This is a genomic window from Streptomyces tuirus (assembly GCF_014701095.1).
GTDB lineage: Bacteria > Actinomycetota > Actinomycetes > Streptomycetales > Streptomycetaceae > Streptomyces > Streptomyces tuirus.
Genome location: NZ_AP023439.1, coordinates 2,182,947 through 2,195,365 on the forward strand (window position 1 = coordinate 2,182,947; position 12,419 = coordinate 2,195,365).

Annotated in this window: 9 protein-coding genes; 6 read left to right on the forward strand and 3 right to left on the reverse strand. The window is 73.1% G+C overall.

What is annotated here, in order from left to right:
- Positions 1-118: 118 nt before the first annotated feature.
- The 3 genes from IGS69_RS10125 to IGS69_RS10135 form a co-directional block, all read right to left on the reverse strand.
- Positions 119-1,078 carry a trypsin-like serine peptidase gene (locus tag IGS69_RS10125; protein WP_190898430.1) on the reverse strand — a complete coding sequence of 320 codons (960 nt, stop codon included), beginning with the start codon at positions 1,076-1,078 and terminating at the stop codon, positions 119-121.
- Between the two features lie 374 nt (positions 1,079-1,452).
- Complete coding sequence (locus IGS69_RS10130; protein WP_190898432.1) at positions 1,453-2,706, reverse strand: helix-turn-helix domain-containing protein; 1,254 nt, start codon at positions 2,704-2,706, stop codon at positions 1,453-1,455.
- 2 nt (positions 2,707-2,708) lie between these two features.
- Positions 2,709-2,861 carry a hypothetical protein gene (locus IGS69_RS10135; protein WP_190898433.1) on the reverse strand — a complete coding sequence of 51 codons (153 nt, stop codon included), beginning with the start codon at positions 2,859-2,861 and terminating at the stop codon, positions 2,709-2,711.
- Positions 2,862-3,075: 214 nt separating this feature from the next.
- Here IGS69_RS10135 and IGS69_RS10140 point away from each other — a divergent pair, with 214 nt between their 5' ends.
- From IGS69_RS10140 to IGS69_RS10165, 6 genes are all read left to right on the forward strand, one after another.
- The gene (locus IGS69_RS10140; protein WP_190898434.1) at positions 3,076-4,071 is read left to right on the forward strand and encodes a DUF3068 domain-containing protein; all 996 of its coding nucleotides are present in this window, start codon (positions 3,076-3,078) and stop codon (positions 4,069-4,071) included.
- A gap of 218 nt (positions 4,072-4,289) precedes the next feature.
- Complete coding sequence (locus tag IGS69_RS10145; RefSeq protein ID WP_190898435.1) at positions 4,290-5,438, forward strand: glycosyltransferase family 4 protein; 1,149 nt, start codon at positions 4,290-4,292, stop codon at positions 5,436-5,438.
- A 113-nt stretch (positions 5,439-5,551) separates the two neighbouring features.
- Complete coding sequence (locus IGS69_RS10150) at positions 5,552-6,244, forward strand: class I SAM-dependent methyltransferase (protein WP_190904441.1); 693 nt, start codon at positions 5,552-5,554, stop codon at positions 6,242-6,244.
- Complete coding sequence (locus IGS69_RS10155) at positions 6,241-10,419, forward strand: alpha-(1->3)-arabinofuranosyltransferase (RefSeq protein ID WP_190898437.1); 4,179 nt, start codon at positions 6,241-6,243, stop codon at positions 10,417-10,419. The genes IGS69_RS10150 and IGS69_RS10155 overlap by 4 nt, the downstream gene beginning before the upstream one ends.
- Positions 10,416-11,663 carry a condensation protein gene (locus IGS69_RS10160; RefSeq protein ID WP_190898438.1) on the forward strand — a complete coding sequence of 416 codons (1,248 nt, stop codon included), beginning with the start codon at positions 10,416-10,418 and terminating at the stop codon, positions 11,661-11,663. Before IGS69_RS10155 ends, IGS69_RS10160 begins: the two co-directional genes overlap by 4 nt.
- Entirely contained in the window at positions 11,660-12,406 is a 747-nt protein-coding gene (locus IGS69_RS10165) for a class I SAM-dependent methyltransferase (RefSeq protein ID WP_190898440.1), read from the forward strand. Before IGS69_RS10160 ends, IGS69_RS10165 begins: the two co-directional genes overlap by 4 nt.
- The last annotated feature ends 13 nt before the right edge of the window (positions 12,407-12,419 follow it).

Sequence of the window (12,419 nt, forward strand, 5' to 3'; positions counted from 1 at the left end):
CGGCATGACGAACACAGGCTAGCCATAGAGGAATGCCCGGGCAATGGGCAGCGGCACACCGGCCGGAGCCGCGTTCCTGCGGCGGCTCCGGCCGGTGGGCCACTGGGAGGGCCGAGGATCAGGGGAAGTCGGCCCTGGCCTTCTTGACGAGCCGGGTGAGGTTGTTGCCGCCGGCGATGGCGTTGTAGCTGCCGAGGAACCCGCCGTTGGCTCCGGCGCTGGCCACGCCGACCACGAAGGGTCCCTCGGGCCAGAAGCCGAAGACCGGGCTGCCCGACATGCCCTTGAGGAAATCGCCGGTCTTGGTGATCAGCATGCGGCCGCCGCCGAGGTCGAAGTCGTCCTCGTCGAGGAAGAAGCCGGTCTGGAAGTTCGCCGCCGTGGCGTGGATGAGCGGCTCGTAGGCGATGTTGAACCAGTTCGCCGTCTCGTTGTCCCAGTCGGAGTCGTAGGTACGGCAGCCGAGGAATCCGAAGCCGTCACCCAGCCTGCGGTCCAGCATCACGACCGCGTAGTCGTCGTCGGCGTTGCTGTAGGTCACGTCCACGATGTGCTCGTAGGCCATGATGTGGGTCCCGCCGGCACTCGCGAGCTGGGTGGAGCCCTGGACCAGGCTGACGGAGACGGTGAGCGCCTGCCAGTCGATGACGTGGCTGGCGGTCAGTACGTGCCGCGGCCCGATCAGCACTCCGGACCCGTTCTTGGAGCCGGAGGACACCCTGCAGGACAGCACCCAGGGAAAGGTGCGGTCGTCGTAGGGGCGGCGGCCGTCGGGATTGAAGACCAGGAGCGGCTCCAGTTCCTGCCCGGCGAAGACCAACTGGGGAGGTTCGCCGACCTCGAAGCGGTTGGGTTCGAGCCGGATGCCGTCCTGCCCGTTCGGCATCGAGGGCGCCAGGTCGGGCCCCGGCTGCTCCTGGGCCGTCGGGGTCTTCACGGGAACGACCGTCGACTTGGGCAGTTCGACGGGCTTGAAGCCGTTGGGGTCCAGGGCGTCGTGCTGGGGGACCTGGAGGGGGGAGGTGCGGATCTCCGCGGCGGACAGCGGAGGGCGGTTGGAGTCCGGGGTGCCAGACATGAGGATGCTCCACGGAAGGGTGTGCCGATGGAGGGGCGCGGTGTGGTGGGGACGCGAGGGCCCGCGCCGGGATCGGGGGCGACCCGATGAAGTTGAATGTTGTGCCGTCCTGTTGAGGACTCCGCGCGGGCGGTGTGCCCTGCGCTTCTTCCATCAAACCTCGGATCCGCCCGTCACGCATATGCACATCGGGGGCTCCACGGCGGCCAGATGAGCCTGCGAACGCGGCCGGGCACTGCGCTGGCGACGGCCTGCGCGGCGTACGTCACTGGCCGAAACCCCACCTTCTCACTCCGACGGGCACCACCATGTCCGATCAGCGTCCCCACCGTACGGGCGCCATCGCCGTCCGGTCCGACTTCTGCGAGGCGTCCTCAGGACCGTCCCCGCCGCTCCCCCATCACCCCCAGCTCCCCTCGCAACCGCTGGGCCCGCAGCACCAGTTCCAGTTCGAAGCGGCGGTCGGGGTCGTCTATCTCGTCGCCCCACAGTTCGCGGATCTGGCGCAGGCGGTAGCGGACGGTCTGGGGGTGGACGCCGAGGCGGGTGGCCACCTCGGGGGCGCCGCCGCGGGTCTCCAGCCAGGCCAGGAGGGTTTCGGCCAGGCGGCGGCCGTGGGTCGGGCCGCAGTGGGTCAGGGGGGCCAGGCACCGCAGGGCCAGGTCGTCGATGAGTTCCTCGGGCTGGAGGAGGACCAGGGCCTCGGTGTGCTCGGTGCAGTAGAGGACCTCACCGGAGGGGAGCAGGCCGCGTTCCATCAGGCGGACCGCCGCCTCCGCCCAGCGCAGCGACTTCGCCGCGTCGGTGAGCGGGACGGGCGGGCCGATCGCGCCGGACCAGCCCGCCAGGGCCCGGTAGACGAGCTCGGGCCTGCCGGCCGCGTCCGGCTCGGGCACGACCATGCGGGGCTGCTCGTACTCCATGTCGAGCAGGACGCCCTGGCCGACCGCGGGGGCCATCGCCTCACGGGCCGGGCGCAGCAGCACGCCCACCGCGACCTTCGCCGGTAAGGGCCAGCCGATGCGGGCGGCGCGTTCGGTCAGGGCCTCGGCGGGGTCGCCGCGATGGTGCTCGGCGAGGAGCAGCTCCATCAGCCGGCGTTGCAGGCGCAGGCGTTCACCGGCCTGGCGGGCCGCCGCCTCGGCGTAGCCGCGTACGGACTGGTCGACCAGGCCGTCCAGGTACTCGTAGCCCGCGTCGACGAGTTCGTACATCGCCGGGGGCGGGATCTCCACGCGCTGGCCGATGTCGGCGAAGCGGCGCCAGGCCAGGCGCACGCCCATGCGGTAGATGGCCTGGAGGGAGTCGAGGGAGCGGCCGTCTCTGCCCTCGCCGCGGCCGAAGTCCTGGAAGACGCCGGGCGGGACGCTCGGGCGTCCCTCCGAGTGCTCCAGGTGCTGCACGAACACCTCGATGGCGCGCCGGATGCCGACCAGGGCCATCGGCTCGCCGGAGTCGTCGAGGACGACGGGCAGATGCGGGTACTCGCGCTGGATCTCGCGGAGGATCTCCTCGGCGAGCGCGGGCGCCTCTGCCATGGCGATCGCGGCGAACCGGCGCACCTGGAAGCGCGGTACGTCGTGCCAGGCCGAGCGGGTCGTGACGGCTGCGGTGCGGGCGGCCGTCACCGTCAACTCCCCTGCGCGTCTCGCTCGTACGTGATCAGGGGGGTGTTCGGCTGGTCGGGTGTGGCTTCGAGCAGCGCGACCACGCCGAGCGCGGCGCCCACGGCAAGGGCGGCGCCGAGCGCGACGGTCAGCGCCGCAGCGAGCAGTCTGGACATCGCAGGGTCAGCCTCTCTGTCCGGATTCGTCCGGAGAACATCCGGAGGTCTCCCCACCCCGGCATCCCGTCCCTGCCTGTCGCGCCCAGTCTCGACAAGCATTGACACCCCGTCAAGAGCGGCCTACGGTTCCCGGCCCAACCGCACGCGCTGTTTCCTCCGCCGTGTCGGCCCTCTCGTACGTCGAGCCGTCCCAAGCCACTGGAGTGCCCGGATGCGCCGTACAACCTCTCCCTTTTCCCTGGTCCTGCTGGGTCTCGGCACGTTCCTGCTGGTGCTGGCGCCCCTGCTCGCCTGGTACGTGGAGCCGCGTGCCGCGGTGAACCCGATCGACATCGACACCACCGCCGTCTACACCGGCCGGGGCAGCGTCTTCGACACCGACCGGATCGAGACGGTTCCCGACCGGACGATCACCGTGACCCAGCGGGTGCGGGGCAACGTCGAGGACAGCGAACGCAGCGGCAACGCCGTCTGGGACGTGACGACCACGGTCGACACCGACAAGTCGCTGCCGGCCGCCGATCCGCACGACGCGCTGGACTTCGTGCCGCACCGCTGGGTGATGGACCGGAAGACCACGCGGCCGGTGCACTGCTGCGGGGAGAAGCCGTACATCGAGGGCGAGGCGTATCTGAAGTTCCCCTTCGACGTGCAGAAACGCTCCTACCAGTGGTGGGACAACACCCTCGGCGACACGGTGGTGCTGCGCTACCGCGGCACCGCGAAGGTCCAGGGCTACACCGGCTACAAGTTCACCGGCTCCGTGCCGCCGACCAGGACCGGCACGCGCATGGTCCCCGGCAGCCTCGTCGACCAGCCGAACCGGCCGCAGGTGCTGGCCGAGGAGTGGTACTCCAACCACGGTTTCGAGCTGGTCGTGGACCAGGCGACGGGCCGGGTGATCTACGCGCAGACCGGCCCGAGGCGCACCCTGCGGGCGCCGGGCGCCGAGAAGGACGCGGCGGTGCTGCTGGACAGCCGGAAGGTCTCGTTCACCACGGCCACCCAGAAGGAGGCCGTGCGGCAGGCGAAGCGGGACAGCGGGCAGCTGCGGATGGTGGGCACGACACTGCCGATCGGGGCGGCGGTGGGCGGCTTCGTACTCGCGGTGGTGGGTGGCGTTCTCATGACGCGCGGGCGGAAGGAGCCGGAGAGCACCGTTCCGGCCGATACGTCCGGAACGCCCCAGCCCACTCTCACGAAATGATGTGACGTCAGCTTCAACAAAGCCCGAAATTGTCACGTCGGTGAGTAGCCGTGGCGAACGTCCGGGCGAAAACTGTCCAACCCCACCCCAGCACATCCCGTCCACACTCCCCTCCCAGGAAGAGCTCAGGCTCCCCACGAGCCGACTCCTCCGTGACGACCACACCCCCACGTTTTCCCCACGCTGAGTTCCGCACCCTGAGACGAGTTGGAGCACCCATGCCCCAGCACGTACCGTCCGCGCTGCGCACGGCGTCCCCCGGCGCGCAGCACCCCCCGGCGCTCCCCCCACATCCGCGCCGGATCGTCTTCCTCGCCCATCGTGATCTGGACAACCCGTCCGCCGGCGGCTCCGAGCTGCTGGTCGACAAGCTCGCCGAGGGCCTGACCCGCCTGGGCCACCAGGTGACCCTGCTGTGCGGGGGGCCCGCGGCCTTCCGCGACTACCGGGTCGTGTCGGCGGGCGGCCCGTACGGGCACTATCTGCGCGCACGGTCGGCCTTCACCCGCCAGGTCGGCGACTGCGACCTGCTGGTCGAAGTCTGCAACGGCATGCCGTATCTGGCGCCGCTGTGGCATCGGGGGCCCACGCTGACGCTGGTCAACCACGTCCACACGGACCTGTGGAAGATGCGCTTCGGCGGGCCGCTGGCACCGGCGGCACGGATCGGCCGAAGACTCGAGCACTGGGCGCTGACCGGGGCGCGGCAGCGGAATCTGCTCGTCGCGGTGTCCTCCTCGACCGCCCGCGCGCTGCGCGCGATCGGGGTGGAGCGGGACCGGATCCGGGTCGTCCACAACGGGGTCGAGGAGCCGGGCCCGCGGGCCGGTCGCTCGTCCGAGCCGCTGTTCGTCGCCGTCGGGCGGCTGGTCGAGTACAAGCGCATCGATCTGCTGCTGCGGCTGTGGGAGCGGGTGCGGCCGGTGACCGGCGGCCGGCTGGTGATCGTCGGTGACGGGCCCGAGCGGGAGCGTCTGGAGCGGCTCGCCGGTCCCGGTGTGGAGTTCACCGGGTATGTGACGGAGGCCGAGAAGCACCGGCTGCTGTGCGCGGCCTGGCTGTTGCTGCACCCTTCCGCCGTGGAGGGGTGGGGCCTGGTCGTGACGGAGGCCGCGGCCCGGGAGACGCCGAGCGTGGCCTTCGACGTGCCGGGGCTCAAGGACTCCGTGGTGGACGGTGAGACCGGCGTGCTCGCGCGCGGCGAGTCGTCGTTCGCCGCGGCCTGGTGCTCGCTCGCCCTGGCCGGGCGGGAGCGGGAGTTGATGGGGAAGGCGGCGCGCGAGCGGGCGGCACAGTTCCGGTGGGACCGGACGGTGCGGGCGTTTCGGGTGGTCGCCGCGGAGGCGGTGAGGGGCTGGGCTCCGTGAGGCGGCTTACGGTCCGTCGTGACTGGTCGCGCCCACGCGGCGGAGCCGCACATGTCGTAGCCCCGCGCCCCCCGGCTGCGCCGAAGGACCCCTCGTTCCGGCGCTCCCTCGCCCTGTTCCGCGCCTTCCTCCACGAACAGGACGATCCCGAGAGCTGCTACTCGCTGCTCGCACGCGACGCCGTGGACCAGGTCGAGGCCTACGACGGTCCGGTCGCCGGGCGTACCGTCCTGGACATAGGCGGCGGCAGCGGCTACTTCACCGAGGAGTTCCGGCGTCGCGGTGCCAAGGCCCATCTGTTCGAGCCGGACATGGCCGAGCTGGGCGAGAAGCCACCCGACGGCACGGTCGTCGCCGACGGGTACCTGCTGCCCCTGCGGGACGGCGTCGCCGACGTCACCTTCTCCTCCAATGTGCTGGAGCACGTGGCCGACCCGGAGACCTTCCTCAGCGAGCTCGCCCGGGTGACGCGGCCCGGCGGGCTGATCTACGTGTCGTTCACCAACTGGCTGTCGCCGTGGGGCGGGCACGAATGGGCCCCCTGGCACTACTTCGGTGCCGCACGGGCCCGGGCCCGCTACCTGCGGCGCACCGGCACGCCCGCCAAGCACACGCTCGGCGAGAACCTGTTCGCGGTGCACATCGGCTCCACCCTGCGGCAGGTGCGCGCCCGGGACGACGTCACGGTCGTCTCGGCGCGCTCCCGCTACTGGCCCTTCCTCGCGGAGACCGTCGTCAAGGCGCCCGGCATCCGCGAGTTCGCCACCTGGAACCTCCTCCTCATCTTGCGGCGGTGTCCCCCATGACGACCACGGTCCAGGCTCCTCCCCCGGCAGCCGTCCCCACCACCGCGACCACCGCGGGCCCGCCCGACGGCCCGCGGTCACGGCGCTGGCTGCTCGGCTTCTGGGCCGTGGTGTTCGTGCTGTTCCTCGCGGTGCGGCCGGGGCGGCAGACCTTCGACACCAAGCTCGGTGTCACGGTCGATCCGGGGCAGTTCCTCGCCGATCTCGGCCAGTTGTGGCACGACCGGGCCGGGTTCGGCGGGATCCAGGACCAGTACGTCGGCTATCTGTGGCCGATGCTGCCGTTCTACTGGCTGTGCGATCTCGTGCGGCTGCCGGTGTGGCTGGCGGAGCGGCTGTGGCTGTCGCTGATCGTGTCCGTCGCCTTCTGGGGGGCGCTGCGGCTGGCGGAGCGGCTGCGGGTGGGAAGCGGAACGTCCCGGCTGCTGGGCGCGGTGACGTATGCGCTGTGGCCGGTGTTCACCACCGTCATCGGGTCGACGTCGGCCGCGGCGCTGCCCGGCGCCTTCCTGCCGTGGGTGCTGCTGCCGCTGACGAACGAGCGGTACGCCGCCCGCGTGGCGGCCCTGCGGTCGGCGCTGCTCGTGCCGTTCATGGGCGGGGTGAACGCGTCGGCGACCCTGGCCTCCCTGCTGCCCGCCGGGCTGTATCTGCTGACCCGGCCGCCCGGGCCCCGGCAGCGCAAGCTGATCGCCTGGTGGGCCCCGGCCGTGCTGGTGGTGACCGCCTGGTGGTGGGTGCCGCTGCTGCTGCTCGGGATCTACGGCGAGAACTTCCTCCCCTATATAGAGACGGCGCGGACCACCACGGACACCATGTCGGCGACCGAGGCGCTGCGCGGCGCCGGGAACTGGGTCGCCTATCTGCACCTCGGGGAGGCGTGGCTGCCGGCGGGCTGGACCGTGGCCTCCTCCGTGGTCGTGATCGTCTGCTCGGCTCTCGCGGCCGGACTCGGGCTCGCCGGACTCGCCCGGCGGGACATGCCCGAGCGGCGGTGGCTGGTGCTGACGGTGCTCGTGGCGGCGCTGGTGCTGCTCGCCGGGTACGGCGGGGCGTTCGGGGCGCCGTTCCACGGGGTGGTGCAGGGCTGGCTGGACGGGTGGCTGTCGCCGTTCCGCAACATCTACAAGTTCCAGACGGGTGTGGCGCTGGCGCTCGCACTGGGTCTGGCGCATCTGGTGGGTGTGGCCGCCGAGCCGCGCGGCGCCCGGCGGGTACGCGGCCGGCGCTTCGCCCCGCTGATCGCGGCCGTGCTGATCCTGCCCGGACTGCTGTGGCCGTACCTCAACGGCTCGATCCTCAACCCGGGTTCGTTCCAGAAGCTGCCCGCCTACTGGCAGGCCACGGCCGACTGGCTCGAGAAGTACTCGCCCGACTCGCGAGCCCTGGTCGTCCCGGCGACCGCGCACGGCGTCTACTCCTGGGGCTCCCCCATCGACCAGCCGCTCGACGTGCTCGCCGAGTCGCGGTGGGCGCAGCGCGACTACGTGCCGTTCGGCACCCCCGGCAACCGGCGCGCGATGGACGCCGTCGAGCAGGCGCTGCTGACCGGTTCCCAAGTGCCGGGGCTCGCCGACTACTTGAGCCGGGCGGGGCTGTACTACGTCGTCGTCCGCAACGACCTCGACCCCGACCAGATCGGCTATGTGCCCACCGCGACCGTCAAGCGCACCCTGGAGCAGTCGGGGTACGAGCGGGTGACGGGCCTCGGGCCGGTGATGACCGGCGGCCGGATCGCGCAGGACGCGCCGCTCCAGGTGGAGGGGCTGTACCCGCGGCAGCGGGCCGTGGAGATCTACCGGCCCACGGGTGCGGACGTGGTCCGGCCCGGGCAGGCCGGGCTCGCCCCGGTCGCCGACACGGCCGTGGTGTCCGGCGGTCCGGAGGCGCTGCTGCCGCTGGCGGAGCGGCTGCGCGGGCGGGCTTCCGTGCTGACCGGCGACAACCACCCGGGGCTCGGCACCCCTGCCGTGCAGGTGGTGGGCGACGGGCTGCGGCGGGCGGACACCCGGTTCGGGCTGGTCAACTCCGGTACGTCTTACACGTACACGCGTGACGAGCGCAACGCGCCGGACGCGCTCCAGGACCCGGGCGAGAAGCCGCGCCAGATCCTGCCCGCCGAGGGCACCGCTCACCAGACGGTGGCCGAACTGCGCGGCGCGCGCTCGGTGTCGGCGTCCTCGTACGGCAACTGGCTGTTCCACCTCCCGCAGTACGACCCGGTGAACGCCTTCGACGGCAACCCGGACACCGCGTGGGCGGAGGGCGCGCCGGACACACCGGACGGGCAGTGGCTGCGCATCGGCTTCACCGGCTCCTACGACATGCCGTCCTCGTTCAAGGTCACGCCGCTGCCGCAGGAGAGCGTGCGCGCCGCCGCGACGAAGGTCCGGGTGGAGACCGAGAAGGGCGAGCGGACGAGCTTCCTCCGGCCGAACGGCATGACCCAGCGGATCAAGGCGCCCGAGGGCGCGACGGGCTGGATGAAGCTGACGATCGTGGACTCCGTGGAGCGCCGGACCGGTCTGACCGGCGCGGGCTTCTCCGAGATCGGCCTGCCGGACGTGCAGGTGACACGCCTGCTGCGGCTCCCGGCGGACGCCGAGGACGCCACGTCGGCCGCGACCGTCGTCTCCCTGCACCGCGCCTCCGACCCGACGGGTCTGTCCGCGACCGGCACCGAGGCGGGCCTGCACCGCCGCTTCACGACCCCGGCCGCCGGGACGTACGAGGTGACGGCGAGCGCGGTGCCGGTGCCGGGCAGGGAGTTCGACGAGCTGCTCTACGAGGTGGCGCCCGAGCAGCAGGCCCGGATCGTCGCCACCGCCGACTCCACGGCCCGCCTCGGCGCGGGCCTGACGGCGCGCAACCTCACCGACGGCGACCTGACGACGGCGTGGGTGGCCGGCGACCGGCCGACCATCCACCTGCGCTGGGAGGGCAAGCAGCCGGTCGGCGAACTGGTCCTGGCCCCTGCGGGCGGCCTGTCCGCCCGGGCCTCCGAGGTGCACATCAGCTCCCCCGACGGCGCGGCCATCGCCGGCGTCGACGAGAACGGCTGGGTCCGCTTCCCGCCGATCACCACCGACCGGCTCGACATCACGATCACCGAGACGGCCCCGCTGACCCTGCACAACCCGGTCGCCGACGAGGACCTGCGCCTCCCGGTGGGCCTCACGGAGGCGTATCTGCCCTCCCTCGACCAGTACCGCACCCCGCAGCCGGACGGCACCCGGACGTTCTCCCTCCCGTGCGGCAAGGGCCCGGACGTGGCACTGGACGGCGAGCTGTACCAGACCAGCGCGAAGGGAACCGTGCGGGACCTGGTGGAGCGGCGGGGCGTGCGGGTGACGCTCTGCCAGGACGGCCGGGACGACACGGAGGTGCGGCTCTCCTCCGGCGAGCACCGGCTGGAGGGCGGGGACGCCGGCCCGCTCGCGCTGACGGACGTGACCCTGACCCGCGGCACGCTCCCGGAGGCCGCGGCGGCCGGGCGCGACCTGCGGATCCGGGACTGGCTGGGCGACCGGCGCGCGGTGACGGTCGGCTCGGGCGCGGCCTCGTACCTGACGACGTACGAGAACTTCAACGACGGCTGGAAGGCCACCCTGGACGGCAAGGAGCTGACCCCGGTGCGGCTGGACGGCTGGCAGCAGGGCTGGCAGGTCCCGGCAGGGGCGGGCGGCAGCGTGACGCTGACCTACGAACCGGCCACGACGTACGACGCCGCCCTGATCGGCAGCGGCGCCGGCATCGCGGTCCTGCTGGGTCTGGCGCTGTGGCGCCGCCGCGCCCCCAGCCCCGACGCGCCGCAGCCGGTGCCGCCGCTGCCCGGGCTGTGGCTCGGCACGGTGGCGCTGACGCTGGTCGGGGTGGTGATCGCGGGCTGGTTCGCGCTGCTGGTCCCGGCGCTCGCGCTGCTCGCCGCGCGGCGGCACGCCCTGCTGGTGCCGATCGCCTTCGCCGCCCTGGCCGGTGCCGGGATCGTCGCGGCGTTCGGGGCCGGGGAGCCGGTGGGCGCGGGCGGGGGCGCGTTCGGGCATCTGGCCCAACTGCTGGCGCTGATCGGCCTGTTCGCGGGGCTGGTGAGCCTGCGCGAGGAGCAGCCGGCGCCGTCGGAGGCGCCGACGCGGCAGCTGCCGGGGACGGAGACCGGGGAGGGCAAGCCCGTATGACGGCACCGGTACGCATCCCGTTCCCGGTGGTGGACGAGGTGTCCCGGCACTGCCTCCAGGAGGCGGAGCCGGAGACGGTCCACATCGAGGTGCACCTGCCTGGCCCCCTCGACCACGCGCGGCTGCGCAAGGCGTTCCTGGAGGCCCTGCACCGGCATCCGCGGATCCTGATGCGGGAGGCGCGGGGGCCCTGGTACCGGCGGCAGTACGAGTGGGAGCTGACACGGGAGCCCGACGTGGAGGTGGTGACCTTCGCCCCGCCGGGTCCGCGCGCCCTGCGCGACGCGCGGACCCGGGCCCTGACGGACGCCCCGCCGCTGTCGGTGTCCCCGCCGGTCCGGCTCGAGGTGGTGGACTCGGTCCTGCTGCTCACCATCAACCACACCGCCCTGGACGGCCCGGCGTGCCTGCGCGTGCTGGCCACGGCCGCCGAGCTGTACGGGGGCCGGGACAACGCCCCCGCGGCGCCCCCGAACCGTGCCGCCGAGCCCCGGCAGGAGGTTCCGGACACCCGGGCGGGCTGGGCACCCCCCGCGCGGGTGGCGCACGGCACCCCCGAGCCCTCCCCCGGCAACGGCCTGCTCGTCACCGAACTCCCCCTCCCGCACCGCCCCAAGGGCTCCCCGTACACCGTCAACGACCAGCTCATGGTCACCACGGCCCTGACCATCGCCCACTGGAACAGGGAGCACGGCGCCCACCCCCGCCCCCTGCGCATCACGATGCCGGTGGACGACCGCCCCCGCGACACCACGATGCCCATCGGCAACGGCACCCGCCTGGTGGAGGTCCCCTACGCGCCCGGAGAACTGGACGTCACCGGCATGCCGGCCCTGCTGCGCCGCACCGCCGAGCGGACCCGCGCCCTGAAGTCCCTCCCGCGCCCCCAACTCGGCCACGGGGCGGCCCTCCTGACCTCCCCCTGGGCGCCCGTCACCGCCCGCGCCGCCCTCACCCGCACCCTGCGCCGGGCCGCCGCGCCCTGGACGTCGACGACCCTGCTCAGCAACATCGGCCGCATCCCCTACCCCCTGGACTTCGGCGAGGAGGCGGGCCGCGCGCACGCGGTCTGGTTCTCCGCGCCGGCCCGCATGCCACGCGGCCTCACGGTGACCACCGCCTCCACGGCCGGCCGTCTCCATCTGGCCCTGCGCTGGTCGAAGGCCCTGCTCAGCCATGGCGACGGCGCCCACCTCCGCGACCTCTTCGAGCACTACCTGCACACCACGGAGGTGACCCCGTGACCGCACCGGCCACCACCGGACCCCCGCCCCGGGACCTGCGCGACTTCTACGAGAACCCCGCCGTGCCGGTCGCCTCCGGCACCCCGCGCAGCCTCCGCCAGGCCCGCATGCTGGCCCGGGCCCTGAGCGGCCCGGCGAGCGCGAGCCCGCGGACGATCATCGACATCGGCTGCGGGGACGGCACCGCCGCCGCCACCGCCGCCCCGCTCCTGCCCGGCCACCGCGTCATCGGCGTCGACTGGTCCCAGGACGCCCTGCGGCGCGCCCGCACCCGCATCCCCCACGCGGTGCGTGGCGAACTCACCGGCGGCGGGCTGCCGTTCGCCTCCGGGTCGGCCGACGCCGTGCTGTTCAGCGAGGTCGTCGAGCACCTCGTCGACCCGGACGCCGCGCTCGACGAGATCCGGCGGATCCTGCGCCCCGGCGGCCATCTGATGCTGTCCACGCCCAACCTGGCCGCCTGGTACAACCGGGGCCTGCTGCTGGCCGGGGTGCAGCCGGTGTTCTCCGAGGTCAGCCTGCGCGGCATCCACGGCCGCCCGGGCACGGAGGTCGTGGGACATCTGCGGCTCTACACCGCCCGCGCGCTGAAGGAGTTCGTCGCCGCGTCCGGATTCACGGTCGTACGGCTCGAAGGGGCTCCCTTCCATGGGGTTCCGCGCCCGCTGCGCCCGCTGGACCGGCTGGCCTGCGCCCGGCCGCAGCTCGCGTCGATCCTGCTGCTGCACGCCAGGAGGACGTAGCCGATGTGGTGGG

What these genes read in the sequence shown, in the direction of transcription:
- IGS69_RS10125 (WP_190898430.1), bottom strand. Translation starts at nt 1,078, where the DNA reads ATGTCTGGCACCCCGGACTCCAACCGCCCTCCGCTGTCCGCCGCGGAG.
- IGS69_RS10135 (WP_190898433.1), bottom strand. Translation starts at nt 2,861, where the DNA reads ATGTCCAGACTGCTCGCTGCGGCGCTGACCGTCGCGCTCGGCGCCGCC.
- IGS69_RS10140 (WP_190898434.1), top strand. Translation starts at nt 3,076, where the DNA reads ATGCGCCGTACAACCTCTCCCTTTTCCCTGGTCCTGCTGGGTCTCGGC.
- IGS69_RS10145 (WP_190898435.1), top strand. Translation starts at nt 4,290, where the DNA reads ATGCCCCAGCACGTACCGTCCGCGCTGCGCACGGCGTCCCCCGGCGCG.
- IGS69_RS10155 (WP_190898437.1), top strand. Translation starts at nt 6,241, where the DNA reads ATGACGACCACGGTCCAGGCTCCTCCCCCGGCAGCCGTCCCCACCACC.
- IGS69_RS10160 (WP_190898438.1), top strand. Translation starts at nt 10,416, where the DNA reads ATGACGGCACCGGTACGCATCCCGTTCCCGGTGGTGGACGAGGTGTCC.